The following is a 24179-nucleotide window of genomic DNA, read 5'->3' as shown; positions in this document are numbered from 1 at the left end:
TTGTTGATTAGACTACAAAAAACTTGTTCTTTTCAATATGGATTAATTTCAAATAAACTTTTTCCCCTTTAACCTTGTCCACCAATCCAGTGACTATGAATTTATCACCTTCCTTGGCACTTTTGATAATTGGAAATTTCTTCAGGTCAGTTTTGAAGTTCACAAAAAGTAATCTTTTGTAAGCACTTATCACCTTTACAACCCTTCCCATTTGGTATGTTTCGGCAATTGCACAGAAACTCACATGCCATTTGACCTTCACACCTTCATAGCATGACTTGAACTTTTTCCTTTGAAGCGGGGTGACATTGTTGTATTCTTCCAGTATCTTATCAAAGCTGACATCTTCCACGGGCATTTCTTTTAGCTTCTTTTCTTTTCTATCCTGCAAGTAATGGGCGAACTTCCAAACCAAGAACACAAACCCCACTAGTGTAATGATGGCGGTAGCCACCTTCCAATATTCCATAATCCAAGTGTTTTGAAGTGAGCAAGATAGGCTCATATCCCAATTTTGTGAAATTTTTCTGACTTCGGTTCTTAACACTTTTATCAACATCCGTACAAAAAAGGGAGCAAAAATACATAAGCATAATTTATCGTACCTTTGTATTTTAATAAAAAAAAACTATTTTATGAAATTTTCTGAAAGACTTTATGGGCAGGATTACACTGCCAAATTGGAAGAGTTTAACAGCAAGGTGAGTGCCATCAAAGAATCTTATGATGGTGAATTTGACACCACTGATGCAATGTACATAATGCAGACCCACCCCACCAAAGGAGAGGTCAAATTGATTGTTGATGAGAATGTGCCAACTGACCTAAAGCGTCAGATTGTGGAGGCATTTGATTCTGTTTGGAACTAGTTTATTATACACCCCTTGCAACTTTGGGAGGGGTTTATTGTTGGTGTCCAATTGGTTATCTTTGAGAAACACTAATCATATCTATGACAACCTTCACCATAAAAACCGCTTGGAATAATTTTGGCAGGAACTTGGAAAGGATTTCAGGTATGAATAGGGAAGAGTTTGAGCAGGACTTTGAACAGTTCAAGTCAATGCAACCAAAAGGCTCTGTAAATGATTATTTGTGGGGATTGTTCAACAGGTTGATAATGGAAAATGCTCATAGACCACAAACTCAATCAAGCATATATCATTTAATGTCTGTTTTTATATCTAGATACGAGGGCAAGAACAGTAATCAATACACTAGGCTTAGATTGGCTCAGGAGGTATTTATGGCTCAACAGCAAATCAAGGATGGACAGGGAAAGGATGTGATATTGGAGTTGGCGGTTATTCCAGACCCCGACTGTGAACACGCTAAATCAGTGGCGAGGCAAAGATTTCCCATCACAGATGATTTGGTTTTGCCTTTAGCAAATAAAGATTGTACAAGGGACTTATGTAGATGTTCAACCAGTGTTTCAGCTAGAAGGGATGAGAATGGTAGAGTAATATACACAGATAGACCTAAACTCATTCCCAAAAAGAAACCGTTTTGGGAATTTTGGAAGTAAGTTAATTGAAACAAATATTTATATAAGATAAAGAGCTAAATTTAAAAGAAAATTACCCGTTGGTAAGTAAAACTTAATACTTCGAAGGAATATAGGTTGACCTAACATAGTGTCCGTCTGACCAGAAGAACCTACCCATTGAAGACCCCGCCCCCCTAAATCCAATTTTTCCCACCGCCCCGTCCAATCTCACAGCTTTTTTCTCTCACTAGGAGCAATGGGCGACACCGTTTAAAAAAGTTGAAGTTATATGGTCCTTTGAAATGTCGGGAAAGTATCGGGCATAAAAAAAGCCATTCAACTGATTTTCAATGACATAAATTTTGTCTAATAGTTAGGGTAGTTGGGTTGGAGTGTTCTTTGATGTTTTCTTGAAGCTGTTCCTTGTTCATGGAGAAGAGGTTGAATGATTCTCCCAATTCTTCCCTGTTCGGTTCAGTCATTTCCTTGAAGAGGACTTCTACCATGGTCTTGGTGGGATTTACCTTGCACCTTTTACCTTCTATGGTCAATTGGCAGAACCCGTCCTTGTCAACGCTCATTACCTTGTACTGACCTTTTTGGTTCTTCTTGCAGATTTCCCCAAAGTTGTTGACGGTGTACTTTCCATTGAGTGGGAAGTATAGTTTTTCATTGGTTCTCATTAGGTATCCGTGGTCATACCCTATTCCTTTATCATCGTAGTAAAGGGATATCTTTTTTCCGATATCCGACCTCGAACCTCTATTCTTTCCTTCCTTTGCAAGCCTTTTTTCCTCCTTGATTAGGGTACTGTAACTTCTTGTGATGGTGGATTCTTTGATGCCCACATACTCTGCCAAGTTTTTGTTGGTTGGCATTCCTTGCTTTTTGATGTCCCAATTGGTCAGGACTGCCTTCAATTGGTCAACCCTCTTGGTTTGAGTATATTCACCTTTGGCCTTTTTATACAGCGCTTTGTACTCATCTGAATTTGTTTCTATGGAAGTGTCAATCAACCAAGCTCTTTGAAGACCCACCTGCTTGATGGCTCTCTCATCCTTCAGCATCTCATTGATTATACCCTCAACAAGATTCTCGTTCATTATACAGGCAACCTCGGTATGAATCTCATCCTTGACCCATTGAGGAATGGACAACCTCCTGTCAAGTATGTCATACTGCCTTAGGATGTCATTCATTGTGAAGTTTGGGTTGCAGTACAGAAGTCCAATAAGTGAGTTCATTATAAAACTGACTCCCCAATGGTCAAAAAAATCTTGGCTTTTGGATATGGTGTTAAACCTTTCAAGCTGATTTAGCTTGACCTCTACGAACATCTTATTTGGGTGGAATACCTCGTATTGTTTCCCTTGTAAATCGTGTAAGTGTAGGTTGTTGAAATGAATTTTTTTGGAGCGCATTTATTTTTGGCGTTGCCCGAATCCAGAACCAAAATATGGCTCATGTACCACCGTGACTATGCGTATAGCTCGGATTGGCGTACCCCTTGGGGTAACTCTAAAGATTCAGAAGTTAAAAGTCCGTAACATACGGAAAATATGTTAAAAAAACAAAGTTTAACAAAAAATGTTTTGTTGTCTTATTTATTTTACAGTTCAAAGATCGGAAGAATATCTGAGAATACCAACAGGATTAAATATTAGTAAATACTCCATAATGTTTTTCCGACAAATCCCTATTTCTACTGGTATAAGGAAAGAATAGGTTAATAGCTTGGGTAAACTAACTTGATCAAATGCTGATTGTTCTGCTCCGACACCCTAAATGAAAAAATCAAAATGCCCCGTAGCCAAAATCAATCAGGGGGCAAAAAGGGTCGATTTTACCCCAAAACATGTAGGTTTACTCACTAATATATATAAGTGGGCAGAACTACACTTTTATAGGCCTTTTGAGAATTAATTGCCCCGTATACTTCCAAATTGAAACTCAGACTGCTTTTCCAAGCTGTTTTATTTAATATTCTCAAGGGGAGGGAGATGAGTTGGCCTAATATGCACATCACCTGCCCAGTTACTTTATGGATAACCAAACTAAAGAGCTTGATTGGAATTCTATCACTCAACCTTCCAAGATAAGGGGTGCGTCTAGTGAGCAAACCTACATAAGCCTTGTTCCGCTTCCATTTACATTAAAACCTTTTTGTAATGAGTGTTTTACCATACAAAATCAACAGGGATAAGGGTTGAGGGGGATTTTGAGTAAAATTGTCGATTTTGACCTTTTTTGTACCTTGGAACCATGTGCTTCAGTACCACATTACGGAAAGAGGAAAAGGATGTGACCAAACGCTTTAGGGCAACCTTGGCTATACAATTCGAATTCACATCCTATCACCATCTAAACGGTTTTACCCACGGCAACCTTTATATTATACCAATGGACAACCCTGAAGAAATCTATCCAGCCATGTGGGGTTATGTACCTCCATTCGGTATGAATGACCCTGATACTTTTTGGAAAAAATACAACACACTGAACGCCCGTAGTGAGTCCGTATTCACATCCAATACCTACAAGCATTCCATTTATGATAAACGCTGTCTAATAGTCGCAGATGGCTTCCACGAGCCTCACCACCATAAGAATGTATCATACCCATACTTCTGTCACTATAAAGATGATTCTCTATTCGCTTTTGCAGGCCTGTACAGTGAATTGGATGACGAACTGTTTTCCTGTACCATCTTGACGGTGGAGGCTAATGAGCAGTTTGCTGAAATCCATAACAGGAAAAAGAGGATGCCTTTAATACTTGATGAGCATTGGGAAGAAGATTGGTTGTCACCAGACCTACATGAGCTAGGTATAAAGGAACTAATGAAAACAGGTTTTACCACATCTGAAATAGAAGCTTATCCTATCAGTAGGGACTTATATAAGAGAGGCGTTGACACCAACCACGAGATCGCAGTTACCAAGGTCGATTATCCCGAATTGAACCAACAGAGCCTCTTCTAGTGTCCGAACTGGTCAAAATCAATAGCAACCAACTTGACTCCATGGTCTATAATGCTGTATATGGGTATGCTCGGATGGTGGTATATGGTAAAAACGGTGACAAGGCCATTGTGGACAATGGCAAGTACATGGTGAAGAGAAAAGTGGTATAAGACATCCAAGGTTCAGTGTTGCCAAGGGAGAAAGTGTCCAAAGTTTTGTTGGGACTCATTAACAAGTACAAGCACTTTGAATACGATGGTAGCCAATACCACAATGAGAGTTTTGGAATATGGTTGAAAGAGAAGCTGTGAACAAAAATGTGAATAAAATCCTTATGTAGGATAAAATATACTTTGTTGAATTCATAACTTTGTGTTAGATATATAATATTTTTGTTATGAAACGCACAGTCTCACAGTACGATGACAATTTTAGAATTGGGTTAAAAGGGAAAGTTTACCATGGGAATCGCTTGATTACCTTTTATTTTGAAAAGGGTATTTTTAAAGCGGTGTCTACATTTATCAAGGCAAAGGGGTATGAGTTCATCCAAATTGAACAATCTCCCAACAGTTCAGTTTTCGATGTAGGTGAGAAGTATGTGTTTGAACAGTTTGGAAATTAATAACGCTTCCATAGGTTCAAGTATATTATCTTGTTTTTCACAGCCTTAATCCCTAGACAATTAACTTCAACTTTAGAAGGGGAAGGGTTGTTGTTATTCAATTGGTTGGTTATATTTGAAAGAACACTAACCATTGAATATGAAAACAGTTTTACTATCCCTAGCCTTTTTGATGAGTTTCAACCTAGCAACTTCCCAAGTGGGGGACGTTGAAGTAAGGGAAGAGCCAGTTTTAGTCGGTACTGGTCACAGAAATCAGCGATATCTTCCAAAACTACAATATCAAAATACCTCTGAGGGTAGATATTACATATTGTCATATCTTAATGCTGAGTATCCTAACTTAAATGATGCGAAGGTTGTGGGGTTCTTTGCCACTGAGGATGATATTGAATACGTTTACGACTTCTTAAAAGGGGGGTATGACAACGATGAAGATAGAAGTTTAAAGGTTGGGGAAGATGTAATAAGAACAGAAAAAACTGTTTCAAAGAAATCCATTATAGTATTTGTTGACCATAAGGATGAGCCAAGCGGATTCTTCTATCTTACCACCAAACAGCTTGATAGGCTCTTTGGTAAAGCTGATTAACTATGAAAACTTATCAAATTTCTATTCAAAAAAATCGAATACCGAATCCATCTCGTCCTGTGTAATCCCCAAATACCTTTTCGTGTCGGAAAAGTTGGCATGGCCAAAGTGCTGGTTCAAAAGAGTTAATGCTTTTGGACTGTGATTGGAGGATTCCCATATAAAACGGCCCCAGGTCTTTCGAAGTGAATGAGTGCTTATCCTTTTCCCCTTAAAATGGTCCTTGAGCTTCCTGTTTATTTGCTGGATGGAATAGACGGTTCCTTTTTGCGATGTGAACGGATGGCCGCCCAACTCATATGCCAGGGAGTCCTGGAAATGTTCCATGGCCCTTTTGATAGGTGCCGTGACCTTTATCTTTCTTTTGTTGCCGTTCTTCTGTTCAACAATATTGATCACGTCCTTTTTAAGATCGGCAAATGACAGGTTCAACAGATCCCCGACCCTTAGACCGACATTGATGCCGACAACGATCAACAATCCAAAATTGGGATCCGCTCCAGAACGGATCAACCTCATGCCCTTGGCCAGGGCCTTGTCATAATCCAGGTAAGTACTTCCAGTCATCCTTAAAGTTTTGAATGACCGTAAATTATGTTCAAATTATAACCGATCCAAACCAAACTGAACATTTTCGATCAAGTGTTCGATTCTAACGATCATATTCACTGGAAATGTTCATTTTCATGGGTTTCTGAACATTTATAATGAAATGAAACAATTACATGAATACTACGTGCTAAACACATCATGATGTATTTTGCCTCCCCCTGTCAATTTCTCGAATTTTTTCTTAAAGTGGTTAAACTTTTTGAATACATTTTGACCAGAGGGATATGGACTGTAGTCTTTCATTGGCTTAATGGGAAAAATATCCTTAGTCTTTTTGTTTCCCGCAAAGTCCTGTAGATCATTGATGATATAGATTTCATTGGGTATGGGAATGTTGAAGGCCACTTCTATTCGGAAGAACTTTCTTTTGTGTTCGAATGTCACCTTAATCTGTTTAATGTACTTGCCGATGATCTCCTTCTTTTCTGAGAATGGGATGGAGCTGTCGATTATCAGTTTATTGCTCTTCAATTCGGCTTTTGCCAGACTTTTTCTCCAAAGCCTTTCGTTGTACTCCCTATAGTATTGGTCATCACTGTGACCCATCCATTCTTTTGGCATTGGTATATCGTTCTTTATTTCCGTGAGGAAGCGTTTCTCATCATTCAACAACTGCTGTTCCTTTTCAAGCGTCTCCAGTAGCTCCATTGCCCTCTGTAGTTTTGACTCCAAGCTGTTCTTTGTCGAGATGTAGTTGTCCTTGTCCACTAGCTCCTCAATGAAGTTCTGGTAATTGTTGCTGATCTTCTTCTTGATCTCTTTGATGTTTTTTTTATTCTGGTTAAGCTTTAGGTTATTTGATTTTGATCTTTCTTCACTATCACCCTTCTTAAAAGCTTGCTTGACCCTTTTGTACATTTCATCGTTCCTGAATAAGTTGTTCCAGACAAAGCTTTCAAACACCTCTAGGTTCAATGCCCTGTTGTGGCAATCTTCCAATCTTGATTTTCTGCTGGCACATAGATAGTAGGCCCATTTGGAGTTGCTGTTCTTCCTTCCAAAATAGTTCTTGCCGCAAACTCCGCAAACTATCATACCCTTGTTCAATAGATATTTGTGGTCGACTCCCCTGCCAGAAAAGATTCTGTTCTTTTTAAGGTTGTCGTTAACCTTCTGCCAATAGGTCTCATCAAATATTGAAGGCACCTCGTACTCTACCCCGCCCTGAATCCTGACCCCTTTATAGTATGGGTTCTTGATGATATCCAAAATAGTGTTGGAGGCCCAGAACTTCTTGTTTCTTTGGGTTGGTATGCCCTCCTCGGAAAGCTCATTGGCTATTGCTCTGGATCCTTTGCCCTTCAAAGAATCCCTGAATATCCTTTTGACAAGTTTTGAGCGCTCTGGATCAATTTCCACTTTGCCGCTCTCCCCTTTTCTATATCCTATTGGAGGTCGTCCCTGAACAAATCCGTTCATTGCGTTGCGTTTCAAGACGGTCTTGATCTTCTCTGAGGTCAACTTTGCGTAGAACTCATCATAAGCTGCTTTTTGGGTGTAAAACATGTATTGTTGGGGATCAGAAAGGTCTATGCTCATTCCATTGTCATATAGGACAACATTGTTGTCCTTCAATATGTCGGCAAAAACAAGCCAGCTTTTAGTATTCCTTGCGGCCCTAGACGTTTCCCAGATGAAGATACCTTCTAGCTTGCCTTTTTCGATGTCCGAAATCATTTCCTTGAACTTTGGTCTTTCCGCCGAAATGTCGGCTCCTGATACGATGCCCTCATTGTAAATTGTGTAGGGCTTATCAATTCTATTCGCAAGTTCAATACCAAGAAGTTCCTGCTCTCTGAGGGACTTCTGCTTATCGTGGTCAACTGATTTTCTAATGTAGATTCCTAGCATGATTTTTTGTTTTTCGTTCACTTTAGGACGACGATAAATAAAAAATATGCTGGGAAGATATAGTGAAGTTTACCAATAGATAGTTAAACCTTTGTGCCTCTTGGATAGAAATTTTTGAGTTCCTGCCTGTTCCACTTGGCGCAGCCAAGATGTATTTTGGTTTTTGCACCTGTCTTGTTTTTAGATAGTACTACATGGGTGTCGGGATGATCGGGTGGTATGGTAAAATCTATAAGTTCTGGATGGTCTACTTTTCCGAATTTCATTTAATATAATCTCTGTGGTTATTGGTTGTCCCGCAAACTCTTTGTCATGAATTTTGGTGTAATGCAATTTCCATTTTTTCTATAAAGTCATGGGGTTCATCAACATAAAACCCGATGGTTTTATACTTTTTCTTGATGCCGTAAAGACCTCGCAACGTATTTTCTTTTTTCAAATTGATTACAACATTGTGCTGTTCCAGTTCTCCTACAGGGGACAACTTTAAAGTTGATTTGTCCTTTTTCAGGTCCGTTGTCGATAAAACTACATCATCTATAATGGAAAAGGGAATCTCTGTTTCTCCCATGATGCCATATCGTAATATAAGCGATTTATCCGCCATAAATATTGGCCTTTTGGACAAGGATTTTGCAAAACCCAATAGTTGGAACACACAGTAAATGCTAAGGGCAGTCATAATCCAAGCTACTGTTTCACTCCATTTGGAAAGTAAAAAATGTAAACCCACGGTTTCAATGGCCGCGACCATCAATAACCCCATAAACAATGAAGGTGCGCCACTTTTTTTGTGATAGGTAAACTCACCATCTTGGACTATCCTTTTTTTCCAATTGATTAAGCCATAATAAAACACGGCCACTTCCATAGCAAAGATGGATGCCAAGTTTTTGGGCAAGATTTCATGGGAACTGTTCTTTAGTGCATCATAAAAGTCAAGAGTTAAATCCATCTTCGCATTATAATGCTTTACTGCTTTACGAACCTTGAATATCACGAAAGTCAAAATGGAAATTTCAATTAAGGGCAAAATCCATTTTTTAAATAATTCCAAATAAGTCTGACTTTCCTTTGGCAAAAAATATGAGCCGACCAACAATCCAAGGATCAGTACTGGAACAATTGTTGTTTTTGGTGTTTTTGTTTTTCGGATGAGCAGGAAATAAACCAATGGAACAGTAAATAGTAGATCAATGGTAATAGATAGGTCCAATATATCGTTCCCGACCATCTGGGAGGATTGTGTAATAATTATTAGAATTACCAACAAACCAATTGGAATTCCCAGATTGATAATGTTCCGGGTTAATTGTGCACTTTTCATAAGGGCTAAGTTCAATAATCTTTAAAGGTGCCATTGGATTCTTGCTCTCATTTTGACAGATGAATCACATTGATTTCAAAAGCTGGATATATTTTGACACTAAGGTAATTAAATAAAAAGGTTGTTCATAACATCGTTGACAACTATTGCGATATTTAAAAGTGTGCGGTTCATCATTCTGTAATTTTATTAAAAATCACAATCATGGATTCACAGTCCGACCGTCGATTGGACATTCGTCCAAACATTCCCAAGTCACATTTTAATAGCCAAATGGGGTTTGATGAGCATTTTCAGAACAAGACCCTTCGTCCTGTCATCAAACTTCAAAACTTTTTGTTGGTAGAGGCTTTCAAGAATTATGCAAACAAGCATAAAGGGGTTTTTTACGAGCTCTCTTTGGAGAAAAAATTCCACTACATTGAGCGGGCCATCCAAAAGGACATCAAATTCAGGAATTCCCTAAAGGGAATGATCATTGGTCAGTTTACCGTAGAGGAATATCAGAATTATATCACCAATTCCTCCGCCTTGAACAAAAGAATGATGAATATGGTGGTGGAACGCCTGAAAGATCAGATCCAACTTTTGGAAGAAGAAGCCTTATTCCAAAATTGATTCCCCGTTTAAGTTGGTGGTAAGGATATCGCTCATCAAATCAAAGTAAGGGCGTATGGCCCTATACGACCTATCCACTTCATCCAAAAAGGAAGATGAGAGCACTTGATCGTCAGAAAGTTGACGCATGAAAACGAACTGCTTTTTTCGAATCAGGTCAATATCCGGATGTTCTTTGTCAAAACCTTTTGGGGCCGTTTTTACCCCCTCTCCCTGTAATTCTCCCCAAACGGATTTCAGCTCTTTTTGGTTAATGACCTCCCGAAATTCATCGGCGTCCATTTCCAGTTCCTTTCGTATTCTGAAAAGGTCTTCTTTGTTCGGCGCCCAAAATCCAGCTCCTAAAAAAGATTCGCCTGGCTTAATATGAATGTAGTAACCACCCCTTAAATGTGCCCCTAACCGGGAAAAGAATCCGGCAAAATGGGTCTTATATGGTGTTTTGTCCTTGGAAAAGCGCACATCCCTATAAATACGGAACAGCTTCATTTTTTCAATATCATCATGATGGCTTAAATTAACCTTTGCTGCTTCAAGAAAATTCTTGATTTCGGATTGATGTTTTTTAAAGCTTGGCTTCTGTTCTTCAAACCACTCCCTATTGTTATTGTTCTTAAGTTCGGTCAAAAAATCAAAAATTTCCTTTGATATTGTAACATTAGACGCCATATATCGATAATATGTTATTTTTAAATTAAAGTTACCCTTTTATACTGTCGTATGGTAAGGATTTGTCTAATTTTAAGACAATAAAGTGTAGTATGGACAAGGAAAAAATTATCGCCGAACTCAACAGACACAAAAAACTGCCCTATCTCGATTTTAGGTTAAAGCAGGAAACAGAGGATTTCACAGACACTCTTTTTTATACTTTATTTGATGCCAATACCCCTGTGGCCGTTAACTTAGAGTTGTTGGAGAATAAATTCAATAAGCTTATGGATATGGCTTGTTGGGATTTGGAAAAACCAAGTGAGGAACTGTGGGGCAATTATATCTCACATTTACCACAGATCTTGGAAAATTTAAATCTGGATGCCGAAGCCATTTTGAATTGTGACCCGGCATCATTGTCCATTCAGGAAATATATATGGCATACCCCGGTTTTTATGCTATCGCCATATACCGATTAGCACATGAGCTCTATGAAGAAGGTGTGCCTCTGATTCCGAGAATGATGACGGAATACGCCCATAGGCAAACAGGGGTGGATATAAACCCAGGGGCCAAAATCGGAAAATCGTTTTTTATAGATCATGCCACTGGTGTGGTCATTGGAGAAACAGCCGTTATTCACGATAATGTGAAAATTTATCAAGGTGTTACTTTAGGAGCGCTTTATGTGGCTAAGAATTTGGAGAAAACAAAACGTCACCCTACCATAGAAGACAATGTAACCATATATGCCAATGCCACGATTTTGGGTGGTGATACCGTTGTAGGAAAAAATTCAATCATCGGTGGTAACGCATGGATTACTTCGTCTGTTCCGGCCAACTCCAAAGTTTATCATACACCAGAAATTAAAATAAAGACAACCCCAAATGTCTAACAGCATACTAGATCTTATTGGAAATACACCTTTGGTGGAATCCAAAGTATTGAACACCAATCCCAATGTAAGAATCCTGTTTAAACTTGAAGGGAACAATCCTGGAGGTAGTGTAAAGGACAGGCCCGCTTACAATATGATCAAAAGTGGTCTGGAACGTGGGGATTTTACCAAAGAATCCAAATTGATAGAAGCAACGAGTGGAAACACGGGCATAGGATTAGCCATGATTGCTGGTCTTTTTGGGCTTGATATTGAATTGGTAATGCCCGAGAATTCTACCAAAGAGCGCGTTCAGACCATGCGTGCCTATGGAGCCAAGGTTACTTTAACACCAGCTGATGTGGGTATTGAAGGGGCTCGGGATTATGCAGAGGCCAAGGTCAAGAATGAAGGTTTTAAAATGCTGAATCAGTTTTCCAATAATGATAATTGGAAGGCACATTACAAAACCACAGGTCCAGAGATTTGGAGAGATACAGAAGGTAAAATCACCCATTTTGTTTCGAGTATGGGGACCACAGGCACTATAATGGGTACATCCACTTATTTAAAAGAACAGAACCCAAATGTTCAAATTGTTGGTGTTCAACCCACCGATAATTCCAAAATCCCCGGAATCCGTAAATGGCCAAAAGAATACCTTCCTAAAATTTTTAATCCAGATAAAGTGGATACCGTAATGGAGGTGAGTGAAAAGGACGCCACCGAAATGGCAAAAAGATTGGCGAAAGAAGAAGGTATATTTGCTGGAATGAGCAGCGGAGGAGCTGCAACTGTAGCATTACGACTTGCCGAAAAATTGGAAAGCGGCACCATAGTTTCCATAGTTTGTGATCGTGGCGATCGTTATTTATCCTCTGATTTATTCGATTAAACAAGACTTTATTTCGTATCGGTTTTTTGGGCTTTCATGTCGGATTTTTCGCATTATCCAACATAGTTTGCCTGTTATCGATTTCTTTAAAATAGTACTTTAAAAATCTCGTTCTTTATATCAAATATTAGTCCCAAATCTAAATTTGACATGAATAACATTTCTAAAATCATAACTTGGAAAAGAAACATATTGGCTAGTGCATTGGTTTTGCTGACCCTTGCCATACTGAGCTTTTATGGTGTTTATACCAATCAATTTTACTTTTTAAAAGTGGACAACTATATTTTTCCGTTACTTACTTCGGTACATTTTGTCTATTTGTACGTTATTTGGTTCAAGATTTCCGAGGATGAACTTCCAGACCCAAAAATGCGAAATATAGAGTATACCCTTTATTTTATTATGATTGTCTACGCCTTTAAAATCTATGACAGTGCTGTTGTGTTGAACTCCATAGACATTTTTGATGAGCATGTAATCCCAGCTACCTTTAAACCAATAGCCACCCTATCCTTGGTCTTTTACAGTATATTACCAATCCTGACGCTTTACACTTTTTGGTTGAGAAAGCGCTTTATTGGCATCTACAATTTTGAAAACTACAACGACAATCTAAATATTTGGCAATAGTTTAAAGTCCTCGGATGTAACTTCCGTAAAGGTCCTTAAACTGATACCCTTGTTGAAAACGATGCTTGCTCAGTTTTTTATGGGCCACCAAGCCCCAAAGCAATAGTTCTTTCAAGAAATAGGCGTCTTCTTCCGACACTTCTGGTTGATATTCTTTTATAAGGTTATTGAGTGGACCGATAGAATCCAGTTTGGATTTGTAATCCGCTTCTTTTTCATCATCCAAAAGGTCAAAGCCTTCTCCATCAAAAAACCAGCTGACCAATTCATCATATTCATTTTCTTCTTCCTTTCTTTGGAGTTTATCGATTTTTGGGAAAAAATTTGGGAACAGGGATTTTGCAGCATCTTCTATCAAATTCTCCGCTACGGAACCTGCCCCTTCTTGCTCTCCCTCATATACCAACTCAATTTTTCCCGTGATGGATGGCACAACTCCCATAAAATCACTTAAACGAACGGTGGTCTTTTTATCACCGGCCACTATAGCCCTACGTTCGGCAGTACTCAATAAATTTTCAAAAGCCGTAATGCTCATACGTGCACTTACACCACTTTTAGCATCCACATATTCACTGTTTCTAGCCTCAAAACTGATTTGTTCCAACAGGTCCATCGCAATTTCAGGTACGTATACAAAATCAGATTGACGTTTATCGAGTTGCGCTTCTTGTTTGGTAATTTTCTTGGCTATCTCGATACTCTCAGGGTAGTGGGTCAAAATTTGTGAACCAATCCTATCTTTCAACGGGGTTACAATGCTTCCCCTATTGGTGTAATCTTCAGGATTTGCGGTAAACACAAACTGGATGTCCAAATGCAGACGAAGTTTAAACCCTCGAATCTGTATATCACCCTCCTGCAGTATATTAAATAGGGCTACTTGAATTCTTGCTTGAAGGTCAGGGAGCTCATTGATCACAAAAATGCAACGGTTGGCCCTTGGAATCATTCCGAAATGGATCACCCGATCATCTGCATAGGATAATTTAAGGTTGGCCGCTTTGATCGGGTCTACATCTCCTATCAAATCCGCTACCGTAACATCGGGCGTAGCCAACTTTTCATAAAAACGTTCGCTTCTATGTACCCAACTTATGGGAGTATCATCCCCCTTTTCCTTGATGAGTTCCGTAGCATATCGGGATATCGGGTCCAATGGGTCGTCATGGATTTCGGAGCCTTCCACAATGGGCATCCATTCATCCAGCAGCTGCACCATTAAACGGGCCAAGCGTGTTTTTGCCTGTCCTCGCAAACCCAATAAATTAATGTTGTGACGGGATAAGATAGCTCTTTCCAACTCTGGTATCACCGAGTTCTCGTACCCCCAAACACCTTCGAACACCTGCTCTCCCTTGGATATTTTCTCCAAAAGGTTTTCCCTGAGTTCGTCTTTTATACTCTTACTTGTATAACCAGTTGATTTAAGCTCGCCTAGTGTTTTAATGTTGGTGTGATCCAATTTCATATGTTGTGTTATCCTTTTATTCTTCTTTTTCTGTTTTGTTCATAGTCTTCGAAAATCATTTCACCCAAACCTTTAAGTCCCGTGTAAAAGGCCTTTCCTTTGTTTGCTTTGGTAAATTCACGTACAAATTGCATCAGATATGGATCTTCTGCAATCATAAAGGTGGTTATGGGAATATGAAGTTTTCTGGCCTGTTGGGCCATGGCGTAGCATTTTTCAACGATATACTCATCCAATCCTACACTGTTCTTGTAATAATCCCCATTCGGAAGTCTTAAGCACGATGGCTTTCCGTCCGTGATCATAAAAATTTGCTTGTTGGTGTTCCGCTTTCTACGCAGCATGTCCATAGCGAGCTGTAATCCTGCTACTGTATTGGTATGGTATGGCCCTACTTTTAAATAAGGCAGGTCTTTGATGGGAATGGGCCAAGCATCGTTTCCGAACACCAAAATATCCAAGGTATCCTTTGGATAACGGGTCGTAATCAGCTCAGCGAGTGCCATCGCCACTTTTTTGGCGGGTGTAATTCTGTCCTCGCCATACAAGATCATACTGTGACTGATATCGATCATCAATACAGTGCTCATCTGGGCCTTGTACTGCGTATCTTCCACCACCAAATCCTCTTCACTCAAGGGAAAGTTATCCAACCCATGGTTCACTTGGGCATTTTTGAGACTTTCCGTCATACTGATATGCTCCAGCGAATCCCCAAAACGGTATTCACGGAACTCACCTGTATGTTCATCGCCTTTACCGGATTTCCCTGTTTTGTGGTTGCCAGAACCACTTCGCTTGATCTTTCCAAAAATTTGGTCCAAAGCTCGTTGGCGGAGCATTCGCTCCAACTTGGCAGTAATAGAAAGACTTCCGCCTTTGCCAGTTTCGTCACCCTCTTCGCCTTCGCCTCCTTGTGGACCTTCCATGTCAAATTCCTCGCGGATGTATCCTTTGGACTTAAGGTCTTCTATAAAATCATCAATGGTGTAATCATCGTCGGTAAGTTCGTATTCCTTGTCCAATTCACGGAGCCAGTCCAGAGCCTCCTCCACATCACCCGAAGTGTGGGTAACAAGTTCCTGAAAAATCTCAAAGAGTTTTTCGAATGGAGTTTGGTCCGGCGCCTCATAATTGGTAAAACGAAACCCTTTTCTTGTGTTCATAGCCATTACATAAATTTACGGTATTTCGCTGTAAAGGCTAAACGTTTAGAAAAAACTTAACGGATTTGTTTAATGTCGCTTTTCCAGTACTCGGGCAATATCGCTCAATGAATAGCCTTTCGCCTGCAACAAAATCAGGTAGTGAAACAGTAAGTCAGCACTCTCGTTCAGAAAAAGTTCCTCGTTGTCGTCTTTGGCTTCTATCACCGTTTCCACAGCTTCCTCCCCAACTTTTTGGGCTATTTTGTTGATGCCCTTTCTAAACAGCGAAGCGACATAACTATCTGGATTCTCCAGGTCGTTCTTTCTGGACTCGATAACTCCTTCCAAAGTTGATAAAAAACCGTATCCTTGAACATTTTCCTCGGCCCAGCAGGTATCGGTTCCTTTGTGGCAAGTTGGTCCAACGGGGTTTACTTTTACCAAAAGCGTGTCGTTGTCGCAATCTACTTGCATATCCACAAGGTTCAAAAAATTGCCGCTCTCCTCGCCTTTTGTCCATAAACGTTGTTTGGAACGGCTAAAAAAGGTGACTTTTTGGGTTTTCTTGGTTTTTTCGAACGCTTCTTGGTTCATATAACCCAACATCAACACGTTTTTAGTGCTTGCATCTTGAACTATGGCCGGCACAAGGCCGTCTGAGCTTTTATTGAAGTCTATTTGCATATTATATTCTTACAGGAATCCCTTCTTCCTTTAATTCTTCTTTAAGTGTATTGATTTCGATTTCCTTAAAATGAAAAACACTGGCAGCCAAAGCCGCATCGGCCTTTCCATCTTTAAAAGTATCGGTAAAGTGTGCTATGGTCCCCGCTCCACCTGATGCGATTACGGGAATGTTTACCAAGTCCGATAATTCCGCCAGAGCTTTGTTGGCAAAACCGTTTTTGGTACCATCGTGGTCCATGGAAGTAAATAAAATTTCTCCCGCTCCCCGTTCTTCCACTTCTTTGGCCCAATCAAAAAGATCTAGTTCTGTGGGGACCTTTCCTCCTACTAAATGGACTTTCCATTGTCCGTTAACCTGTTTGGCATCAATGGCCACAACGATACATTGCGAACCGAATTTGGCCACCAATTCATTAATAAGGTCAGGTCTCTTTACTGCTGATGAGTTGATGGAAACTTTATCGGCTCCGTTTTTCAGGAGAATATCTACATCTTCCACAGATGAAATTCCTCCTCCCACCGTAAAGGGTATATTGATGGTCTCTGCTACGTGATAGACCAGTTCTGCCAAGGTCTTTCGCTTTTCCTCGGTGGCTGAAATATCCAGGAACACCAATTCATCCGCTCCTTCTTTGGCATAAATGGAAGCCAGTTCCACCGGGTCTCCCGCATCACGCAGATCCACAAAGTTGATTCCTTTTACAGTCCGTCCGTTTTTGATATCGAGACAGGGTATGATTCTTTTTGTAAGCATTAATTTTTAGTTTCATTCTTGACGTTAAGGTCTACATCTCCATAAAACCCAAGGTCCTTGTTCTGTAAAATTTTGGTCCAAAGTGCTATTTGACCTGTGTGATAGGATAAATGCTCCGTAACATGGATAATGTTGCCCACACCCGAAAAGTTGAAGCCCTGAACATTTCTTTTACGTAAAAGCTCTTTGAGCGGTGCATCGTAAAAAGCCCTTTTGGCATCAGATATGGTGTCCTCGAGTTTTTTTATGAGTTCTTCCTTGGTGTAGCCAGATTCTGTTGAAAATTCTTCATCCCGTTTACGTTCATCTTCCAAATTTTGGATGGATGCAATCCCGTACTGGGTAATGTTTCCACATAGATGAAGTATGAGATTGGCAATACTATTGCTCGATTCGTTAGGTTTCTCCCAAACCTGCTCCTCCGATAACTGCTCCAAACAAATTTTAATCATACGCAGGCTTTCGTTCATACGGTACCCCGCATTCCATACCAATTCCTCCTGAAGTTCTTTTTCCTTATCCATTTTCAAGAATATAATGTTCCAATTGCTTTAAACTGATCTTGCCTTCATAAATAGCTTTTCCTATGATTGTTCCTTTACAACCAATTTCGGCAAGTTTGGGGAGTTCGTCAAAGGTGGATATACCACCACTGGCTATTAAATTTAAGCCTTTTTTGGTTTCGGATAACATTTTTTGATACAAGTCGAAAGCAGGACCCTGTAACATGCCATCCTTGCTGATATCGGTACAGATAACATATTGGACACCTTCGGATTGATACTCCTGAACAAAAGGAATCAGGTCCAAATCTGATTCTTCTTGCCAGCCAGAAACTGCAACCTTTTCATTATTGGCATCAGCACCCAGAATAATCTTCTCGGATCCATATAATGACAACCAGCCCAGAAAGGTTTCTCGGTCTTTTACGGCAATGCTTCCGCCCGTAATTTGCTGTGCTCCACTTTCAAAAGCGATATGTAGATCTTCGTCGGATTTCAAACCACCACCAAAGTCGATTTGCAAACTGGTTTTAGATGCAATCGTCTCCAAAACTTTATGGTTGACAATATGTCTGGATTTAGCACCATCCAAATCTACCAAATGCAAATATTGAATACCATGGGCCTCAAACTCCTTGGCGACTTCCAACGGGTTTTCGTTATATACTTTTTTGGTATTGTAGTCGCCTTTGGAAAGACGAACACATTTTCCATCAATGATATCTATGGCTGGAATCAATCTCATTTTCTAATCATATTTTACTCGTTCTATCGACATCCACATTTTTGAATTGCCCACGCTTTTAAACCCTAATGCTTCATAAAATCTGTGGGTATCCATTGTTTTAAGAGCAACTGTATTAACCTTTTTAACATCGGGGCGTTCCAAAATATGTTTCACCAATTTTTTCCCGAGTCCTTTGCCTTTGTATGGATCAAAGACAACAACATCCATAATGTAGGCAAAAATCAGCCCGTCTGTCATTATTCTGGCATAAGCAATCTGTTCGCCTTCTTCAGTGTACATACCAAAACAAATGCTGTTGTTTATTGTCATCAGCGTTTGTTCCTTGGTTCTGCCCTTTCCCCAGTATGTAGACGAAACTTGTTGATGAACCTTTTGGATATCCAATTTATCCTTCTCCGTTGAAATATGGAATTCCATCTTAGGTAAGGGTTAAAAAGTTATTCAGTATTTCACTGCCCACATCACTGCTCTTCTCAGGATGGAACTGGACTCCATAAAAGTTATCTTTCTGCAAAGCGGCACTATAATGGACGTCATATTCTGATACGGCTATGGTCTCTGCCCCAATGGGTGCATAAAAACTGTGCACCAAATAGATATATGATTTATCAGGAATATTAGTGAACAGTTCACTTTTTAAATTTGAAATCTGGTTCCATCCAATTTGTGGAACCTTAACTTTATTAGAAAATTTTACCACATCCAAATCAAAAATGCCCAACCCCTCGGTGTTTCCTTCTTCGGATGAATGACACATGAGCTGCATGCCCAGGCAAATGCCCAAAACAGGTTGTTTCAGCGTTGGAATCACCTTGTCCAATCCGGTTGCTTTTAATTTGGCCATTGCGGAACTCGCTTCCCCCACCCCTGGAAATATCACTTTATCGGCATTTTTAATTTCTTCGGCATCGTGACTTAAAACAGCTTTGTAACCTAGCCGTTTTATGGCAAACATGATGCTTTGGATATTGCCTGCTCCGTAATCGATTATTACAATTTTCATAACAAAGTACAAGGTTTGAAGTTAGAAGTACGAAGTTCCATTCTATTTTCCATTTCCTTTTGCAGTTTTGATAGATGAAACAACAATGGCTAAAATTTCGCTTACCTCGGTATGCAACGATTTCATTTCTGTCAAATTATCTTTACTTATTTCCAATAAAAGCTCTAAAAAGTATCCAAGTGCTAATTGCAAATGTTTTTGTTCTGTCTTTCAAATCACTTCTCATTGGACTCCTTCTAACTTTTTACTTTGTCCTTTCAACCTTCATAGCATCCCTTTAGTTGATGGCAATACCATTTTTTCTGCATCCCGTTTTACTGCCATTTTAATGGCCTTGGCAAATGCTTTGAAGATTGCCTCGATTTTATGGTGTTCGTTCGTGCCTTCGGCTTTGATATTCAAATTGGCTTTGGCACCGTCCGTGAAGGATTTAAAAAAGTGCATGAACATTTCCGTGGGCATATCTCCCACCTTTTCGCGTTTGAATTCAGTGTCCCAGACCAACCAATTACGTCCGCCAAAGTCAATGGCTACCTGTGCAAGGCAATCATCCATTGGCAAAGCAAAACCATAACGCTCTATGCCCAGTTTGTTGCCCAAAGCTTTGGAAAACAACTCGCCCAAAGCAATAGCAGTATCCTCGATAGTATGATGTTCGTCCACCTCTAAATCGCCATCTACCTTGATGTCCAAATCCATTTGACCGTGCCGGGCCAACTGGTCCAACATATGGTCAAAAAAGGCCAGGCCTGTGTTGATGTCACTTTTTCCGGTTCCATCTAGGTTTATCTTGATTTGAATATCGGTCTCATTTGTTTTTCTGGATATTTGGGCTAAACGGTTCTCCAATTTTAGGAATTCGTAGATTTTCTGCCAATCACTGCTTTCCAGGGCGATATAGTCATCCAATTCTTCACGTTTTACCGTGATTTCCCCTGTGCCCAAATGAGTTTCATCGTTAATGAATATTCCTTTGGCGCCAAGGTTTTTGGCCAATTCCACATCGGTCAAACGGTCACCGATCACAAAGGAGTTTTCTAAATCATATTCCTCGGAAAAATAAGTAGTCAGCATGCCTGTTCCTGGTTTACGGGTGTCTGCATTATCTTTTGGGAATGTCCTGTCGATAAAAACATTGTCGAATACCACTCCTTCATTTTCAAAAGATTTGATGATGAAGTTCTGTATGGGCCAAAAGGTATCCTCTGGAAAAATATCGGTACCCAACCCATCTTGGTTGGTAATCATCACCAATTCATAATCCAGTTCCTTGGCAATTTTACCCAAATAGGTAAAGGCCTTGGGATAAAAAACCATTTTTTCAAAGGTGTCTATCTGCTCATCGGCAGTCTCCTTGATGATGGTTCCATCACGGTCAATGAATAGTACTTTTTTGCCCATTAGTTCAATTCTTTTAAAATAGCTATCAATTTTTTGTTCTCCTCGGGTGTGCCAACGGTAAACCGCAGTGTGTTTTCACAGAGTGGCTGTGTACTTCGGTTACGCACCACAACCTGTTTTTTTAATAATTGTTCATAGCGTTTGTTGGCATCGTCTACTTTGGCCAATACAAAATTGGCATCGGTTGGATATAAAACTTCCACAAATTCCAAACGGCGCAATGCTTTGATCAATTCTGCTCGTTCGTTGAGAATCTTTTGCACCTCTTGATTCACCAAATCTTGGTTCAATACACGCTGTAAAGCCCGTTGCTGCGTTAATTGATTGACGTTATATGGAGGCTTGATTTTATTTAAAACACCAATGATTTCCTCGGATGCATAGCATATTCCCAATCGGATACCTGCCAATCCGTATGCTTTGGACAAGGTTTGGGTCACAATCAAATTAGGATACTTGTTGAGTTGGGACAACCAACTTTCATCTTTTGAAAAATCAATATAGGCCTCATCAATGACCACCAATCCATTGAAAGATTTCAGTAATTTTTGAATTCCTTCTTTTTTGAAAGAGTTCCCTGTGGGGTTGTTCGGCGAACAAATAAAAAGCAGTTTGGAATTGGAATCCACCGCTTTTAAAATTTCATCCACATTGGGTTCAAAATCAGTAGTTAGCAATACTTCTTTGTTCTCTACCGCATTGATGCCGGCCAGTACCTTATACATTCCGTAAGTGGGCGGTAGGGTGATAATGTTATCTACATTCGGTTCACAAAAACCCCTGTAAATCAAATCCAGTACCTCGTCACTGCCATTGCCCAGTAAAATTTGGTTTTCCGATACTCCTTTTTGTTCCGACAAAAGCGATTTTAAGCTTCGCTGGTACGGGTCTGGGTAGCGGTTGACCCCGTTATCAAAGGGGTTTTCATTGGCGTCCAAAAATATCATCTCAGAGCCATCGGAGACATACTCGTCACGTGCCGAAGAGTACGGCTGTAGCTTACGAACCGACTCCCTGACCAATTTATTTAGATCAAACCCTTCCATTATCTCAAACTTTTTAATCTAAGGGTCACTGCATTTTTATGTGCTTGCAATCCTTCGGCTTCGGCCATTAACTCAATAGCACTTCCAATGCCTTGAATGCCTTTTTCGGATATTTTCTGAAAGGTCATACTCTTCATAAAACTATCCAGATTCACGCCGCTGTATTGTTTGGCGTAACCGTTGGTCGGTAAGGTGTGATTGGTCCCCGATGCATAGTCACCCGCACTTTCTGGGGTATAGTTTCCAATAAAAACCGAACCTGCATTCTGGATGTTCTCTATAAAAAAAGCCTCATTTTCTACACAAACAATAAAGTGTTCCGGACCATATTCGTTGATGAGTTCCAAAGCTTCTTGGTCATTTTTGACCAGGATAAGCCTGCTGTTGCCAATGGATTTCCGGGCAATTTCTTTTCGAGGCAGCTGTTGTAACTGGTTTTCAATTTCCATTTCAACCGCTTCAATCAAGTTTTCTGATGTAGAAACCAATATCACTTGGCTATCCACGCCGTGCTCGGCCTGACTGAGCAAATCCGAGGTAACGAACGCTGCATTGGCGGAATCATCCGCTACCACTAATAACTCACTTGGACCCGCGGGCATATCGATTGCTACGCCATGTTTTGTGGCCAATTGCTTTGCAACGGTCACATATTGGTTTCCAGGGCCAAAGATTTTATACACTTTCGGAATACTCTCCGTTCCGAATGTCATTCCCGCAATGGCCTGGATGCCTCCAACCTTAAATATTTGCGTAACCCCACATAATTGGGCCGCATATAAAATCGCTGGATTGATATCGCCATTATTGTCTGGCGGAGTGCAAAGTACAATTTCCTTACAACCAGCTAGTTTGGCTGGAATGGCCAACATTAAAATGGTTGAGAATAGTGGGGCTGTGCCCCCAGGAATGTACAACCCTACTTTTTGAATAGGACGTTTCTCTTGCCAACATTTCACACCGGGCATGGTTTCAACGTCAACTTTTGATGTTTTTTGTGCAGCGTGAAATTTCTCAATATTTGATTTAGCAAGCGTCATGGCCTGCTTCAACGCATCGGAAACGGTATTGTTGGCCCTTTCAATTTCGACATTCGTTACCAAAAGGGAATCCAATGTAACCTTGTCAAATTGAGCTGTATATTTTTTGATGACGGCATCGCCATCTGCTTGCACCTCTTTGAAGATACTGTTTACAATCTCCTCAATATCTGAAACGGTCTGGGTAGGGCGCTTTAAAATCTCCTCCCATTCCTTTTGCTGTGGATAGTTGATACGCTGCATTACAATACCATTTTTTCAATTGGACAAACCAAAATTCCTTCTGCGCCAGCTGCTTTCAGCTCATCGATCACTTCCCAAAAGGTCTCACGGTTGATCACGGTGTGCACGGAGCTCCACCCCTCTTCTGCCAATGGCAAGACCGTTGGACTTCGCATTCCCGGAAGTATGGAGATGATCTTATCCAATTTGTCGTTTGGGGCGTTCATTAAAACATATTTGTTCTGGCGAGCCTGTAACACTGACTTGATCCTGAACTGGATTTTCTTCAACAGTTCCTTGCGCTCTTCAGAAATGGTGGGCGATACCGCCAATACGGCTTCACTTTTCAGCATTACCTCCACTTCTTTCAGATTATTTTTAAAGAGTGTACTGCCACTGGAAACAATATCACAAATTCCATAAGCCAAGCCAATATTAGGTGCAATTTCCACCGAACCGTTGATAATGTGCAAATCAGCTGTAACACCTTTTGAAGCCAAGTATTCCTTCACCGTGTTCGGGTATGAAGTGGCTATCTTTTTACCTTCAAAATCCTTGATGGAATTATAGTTTACACTCTTTGGTATAGCGAGTGAAACACGGCATTTGGAAAAATTCAAACGCTCTGCAATGGAAATGTCCTTTCCTTTTTCGATCAAAACATTTTCACCGATAATGGCTATGTCCACCACCCCGTCCCTTAAATATTGGGGGATGTCACCATTACGCAAATAAAATACTTCCAAAGGAAAATTTCGGGAGGTAGCTTTCAACTGATCCTTCCCATTGTCGATGGAAATGCCGCAGTCTTTTAAAATTGCGAGGGAATCCTCGTTTAATCGACCACTTTTTTGAACAGCAATTCTAATTTTTGTCATTTTTCAATCGTTTTGTCTGAAAAAACCAAAAGGGTACAAAAAATAAACCCGTTTGATTTCTCAAACGGGTTAGAATATATTTTAAAAACAACAATACATTTCTATCTCGCTTGAGGGCAAGTATAAAAATGATGATG

Annotated in this window: 29 protein-coding genes; 10 read left to right on the top strand and 19 right to left on the bottom strand. The window is 40.1% G+C overall.

The genetic code is table 11. From position 1 onward, the window contains the following. Nucleotides 1-7: 7 nt before the first annotated feature. Complete coding sequence (locus tag J0654_RS04785; protein WP_207026513.1) at nucleotides 8-469, bottom strand: hypothetical protein; 462 nt, start codon at nucleotides 467-469, stop codon at nucleotides 8-10. 166 nt (nucleotides 470-635) lie between these two features. Between J0654_RS04785 and J0654_RS04780 the strand changes: the two genes are divergently transcribed. Together J0654_RS04780 and J0654_RS04775 are read left to right on the top strand one after the other, a co-directional pair. Then, complete coding sequence (locus tag J0654_RS04780) at nucleotides 636-869, top strand: hypothetical protein (RefSeq protein WP_207026512.1); 234 nt, start codon at nucleotides 636-638, stop codon at nucleotides 867-869. Between the two features lie 83 nt (nucleotides 870-952). After that, a complete protein-coding gene (locus J0654_RS04775) occupies nucleotides 953-1528 on the top strand; it encodes a hypothetical protein (protein WP_207026511.1) in 576 nt (191 codons plus the stop codon). 308 nt (nucleotides 1529-1836) lie between these two features. Here the strand turns inward: J0654_RS04775 and J0654_RS04770 are convergent, their stop codons facing one another. Beyond that, the gene (locus J0654_RS04770; RefSeq protein ID WP_207026510.1) at nucleotides 1837-2688 is read right to left on the bottom strand and encodes a hypothetical protein; all 852 of its coding nucleotides are present in this window, start codon (nucleotides 2686-2688) and stop codon (nucleotides 1837-1839) included. 1063 nt (nucleotides 2689-3751) lie between these two features. Between J0654_RS04770 and J0654_RS04765 the strand changes: the two genes are divergently transcribed. The 4 genes from J0654_RS04765 to J0654_RS04750 all read left to right on the top strand — a co-directional run bounded on the left by J0654_RS04765 (nucleotide 3752) and on the right by J0654_RS04750 (nucleotide 5670). Beyond that, complete coding sequence (locus J0654_RS04765) at nucleotides 3752-4471, top strand: SOS response-associated peptidase (protein WP_207026509.1); 720 nt, start codon at nucleotides 3752-3754, stop codon at nucleotides 4469-4471. Continuing rightward, nucleotides 4471-4623 (top strand): hypothetical protein, encoded by a 153-nt coding sequence (locus J0654_RS04760; protein ID WP_207026508.1) that lies wholly within the window; start codon nucleotides 4471-4473, stop codon nucleotides 4621-4623. Before J0654_RS04765 ends, J0654_RS04760 begins: the two co-directional genes overlap by 1 nt. A 227-nt stretch (nucleotides 4624-4850) precedes the next feature. Further along, nucleotides 4851-5078 carry a hypothetical protein gene (locus tag J0654_RS04755; protein ID WP_207026507.1) on the top strand — a complete coding sequence of 76 codons (228 nt, stop codon included), beginning with the start codon at nucleotides 4851-4853 and terminating at the stop codon, nucleotides 5076-5078. A gap of 139 nt (nucleotides 5079-5217) precedes the next feature. Then, nucleotides 5218-5670 carry a hypothetical protein gene (locus J0654_RS04750; protein ID WP_207026506.1) on the top strand — a complete coding sequence of 151 codons (453 nt, stop codon included), beginning with the start codon at nucleotides 5218-5220 and terminating at the stop codon, nucleotides 5668-5670. Between the two features lie 21 nt (nucleotides 5671-5691). On the opposite strand, the gene J0654_RS04745 is transcribed toward J0654_RS04750, so the two are convergent. The 4 genes from J0654_RS04745 to J0654_RS04730 form a co-directional block, all read right to left on the bottom strand. Further along, entirely contained in the window at nucleotides 5692-6237 is a 546-nt protein-coding gene (locus J0654_RS04745; protein ID WP_207026505.1) for a tyrosine-type recombinase/integrase, read from the bottom strand. A 165-nt stretch (nucleotides 6238-6402) separates the two neighbouring features. Next, nucleotides 6403-8133: a recombinase family protein gene (locus J0654_RS04740; protein WP_207026504.1), complete on the bottom strand. Its 1731-nt coding sequence runs from the start codon at nucleotides 8131-8133 to the stop codon at nucleotides 6403-6405. 83 nt (nucleotides 8134-8216) lie between these two features. Beyond that, the gene (locus J0654_RS04735) at nucleotides 8217-8399 is read right to left on the bottom strand and encodes a hypothetical protein (RefSeq protein ID WP_417948592.1); all 183 of its coding nucleotides are present in this window, start codon (nucleotides 8397-8399) and stop codon (nucleotides 8217-8219) included. Between the two features lie 44 nt (nucleotides 8400-8443). After that, a complete protein-coding gene (locus tag J0654_RS04730; protein ID WP_207026503.1) occupies nucleotides 8444-9460 on the bottom strand; it encodes a hypothetical protein in 1017 nt (338 codons plus the stop codon). A 204-nt stretch (nucleotides 9461-9664) separates the two neighbouring features. Between J0654_RS04730 and J0654_RS04725 the strand changes: the two genes are divergently transcribed. Further along, nucleotides 9665-10078: a glyoxalase gene (locus J0654_RS04725; RefSeq protein ID WP_207026502.1), complete on the top strand. Its 414-nt coding sequence runs from the start codon at nucleotides 9665-9667 to the stop codon at nucleotides 10076-10078. Here J0654_RS04725 and J0654_RS04720 read toward each other — a convergent pair. Beyond that, a complete protein-coding gene (locus tag J0654_RS04720; RefSeq protein WP_207026501.1) occupies nucleotides 10064-10747 on the bottom strand; it encodes a DUF2461 domain-containing protein in 684 nt (227 codons plus the stop codon). The genes J0654_RS04725 and J0654_RS04720 overlap by 15 nt on opposite strands. A 92-nt stretch (nucleotides 10748-10839) precedes the next feature. Here J0654_RS04720 and epsC point away from each other — a divergent pair, with 92 nt between their 5' ends. From epsC to J0654_RS04705, 3 genes are all read left to right on the top strand, one after another. Further along, on the top strand, nucleotides 10840-11631 hold the full coding sequence (epsC, locus tag J0654_RS04715; RefSeq protein WP_207026500.1) for a serine O-acetyltransferase EpsC: 792 nt from the start codon (nucleotides 10840-10842) through the stop codon (nucleotides 11629-11631). Beyond that, a complete protein-coding gene (gene cysM, locus J0654_RS04710) occupies nucleotides 11624-12508 on the top strand; it encodes a cysteine synthase CysM (RefSeq protein WP_207026499.1) in 885 nt (294 codons plus the stop codon). The genes epsC and cysM overlap by 8 nt, the downstream gene beginning before the upstream one ends. Before the next feature lie 150 nt (nucleotides 12509-12658). Then, on the top strand, nucleotides 12659-13141 hold the full coding sequence (locus tag J0654_RS04705) for a hypothetical protein (protein WP_207026498.1): 483 nt from the start codon (nucleotides 12659-12661) through the stop codon (nucleotides 13139-13141). A gap of 1 nt (nucleotide 13142) precedes the next feature. Here the strand turns inward: J0654_RS04705 and J0654_RS04700 are convergent, their stop codons facing one another. From J0654_RS04700 to hisG, 12 genes are all read right to left on the bottom strand, one after another. Next, complete coding sequence (locus tag J0654_RS04700) at nucleotides 13143-14612, bottom strand: magnesium chelatase (RefSeq protein ID WP_207026497.1); 1470 nt, start codon at nucleotides 14610-14612, stop codon at nucleotides 13143-13145. Nucleotides 14613-14620: 8 nt separating this feature from the next. Next, complete coding sequence (locus J0654_RS04695) at nucleotides 14621-15784, bottom strand: vWA domain-containing protein (RefSeq protein WP_207026496.1); 1164 nt, start codon at nucleotides 15782-15784, stop codon at nucleotides 14621-14623. A 63-nt stretch (nucleotides 15785-15847) separates the two neighbouring features. Continuing rightward, nucleotides 15848-16444, bottom strand: a complete 597-nt coding sequence (gene hisIE, locus J0654_RS04690; RefSeq protein ID WP_207026495.1) for a bifunctional phosphoribosyl-AMP cyclohydrolase/phosphoribosyl-ATP diphosphatase HisIE — start codon at nucleotides 16442-16444, stop codon at nucleotides 15848-15850. 1 nt (nucleotide 16445) lies between these two features. Next, nucleotides 16446-17201: an imidazole glycerol phosphate synthase subunit HisF gene (gene hisF / locus J0654_RS04685; RefSeq protein WP_207026494.1), complete on the bottom strand. Its 756-nt coding sequence runs from the start codon at nucleotides 17199-17201 to the stop codon at nucleotides 16446-16448. Further along, nucleotides 17201-17725, bottom strand: a complete 525-nt coding sequence (locus J0654_RS04680) for a DinB family protein (RefSeq protein WP_207026493.1) — start codon at nucleotides 17723-17725, stop codon at nucleotides 17201-17203. Before J0654_RS04680 ends, hisF begins: the two co-directional genes overlap by 1 nt. Then, nucleotides 17718-18449 (bottom strand): 1-(5-phosphoribosyl)-5-[(5-phosphoribosylamino)methylideneamino]imidazole-4-carboxamide isomerase, encoded by a 732-nt coding sequence (gene hisA, locus J0654_RS04675; RefSeq protein WP_207026492.1) that lies wholly within the window; start codon nucleotides 18447-18449, stop codon nucleotides 17718-17720. Before hisA ends, J0654_RS04680 begins: the two co-directional genes overlap by 8 nt. 3 nt (nucleotides 18450-18452) lie before the next feature. Then, on the bottom strand, nucleotides 18453-18869 hold the full coding sequence (locus tag J0654_RS04670; protein ID WP_207026491.1) for a GNAT family N-acetyltransferase: 417 nt from the start codon (nucleotides 18867-18869) through the stop codon (nucleotides 18453-18455). A 1-nt stretch (nucleotide 18870) separates the two neighbouring features. Further along, a complete protein-coding gene (gene hisH, locus J0654_RS04665) occupies nucleotides 18871-19455 on the bottom strand; it encodes an imidazole glycerol phosphate synthase subunit HisH (protein ID WP_207026490.1) in 585 nt (194 codons plus the stop codon). 264 nt (nucleotides 19456-19719) lie between these two features. After that, nucleotides 19720-20856, bottom strand: a complete 1137-nt coding sequence (hisB, locus tag J0654_RS04660) for a bifunctional histidinol-phosphatase/imidazoleglycerol-phosphate dehydratase HisB (protein WP_207026489.1) — start codon at nucleotides 20854-20856, stop codon at nucleotides 19720-19722. After that, complete coding sequence (gene hisC, locus J0654_RS04655) at nucleotides 20856-21902, bottom strand: histidinol-phosphate transaminase (RefSeq protein WP_207026488.1); 1047 nt, start codon at nucleotides 21900-21902, stop codon at nucleotides 20856-20858. The genes hisB and hisC overlap by 1 nt, the downstream gene beginning before the upstream one ends. Continuing rightward, the gene (hisD, locus tag J0654_RS04650; protein WP_207026487.1) at nucleotides 21902-23185 is read right to left on the bottom strand and encodes a histidinol dehydrogenase; all 1284 of its coding nucleotides are present in this window, start codon (nucleotides 23183-23185) and stop codon (nucleotides 21902-21904) included. The genes hisC and hisD overlap by 1 nt, the downstream gene beginning before the upstream one ends. Further along, entirely contained in the window at nucleotides 23185-24042 is an 858-nt protein-coding gene (hisG, locus tag J0654_RS04645) for an ATP phosphoribosyltransferase (RefSeq protein ID WP_207026486.1), read from the bottom strand. The genes hisD and hisG overlap by 1 nt, the downstream gene beginning before the upstream one ends. Nucleotides 24043-24179: the final 137 nt, after the last annotated feature.

It is taken from the genome of Flagellimonas profundi, from assembly GCF_017313275.1.
Classification (GTDB): Bacteria; Bacteroidota; Bacteroidia; order Flavobacteriales; family Flavobacteriaceae; genus Flagellimonas; species Flagellimonas profundi.
This window is presented reverse-complemented; position numbering and strand designations above follow the sequence as displayed.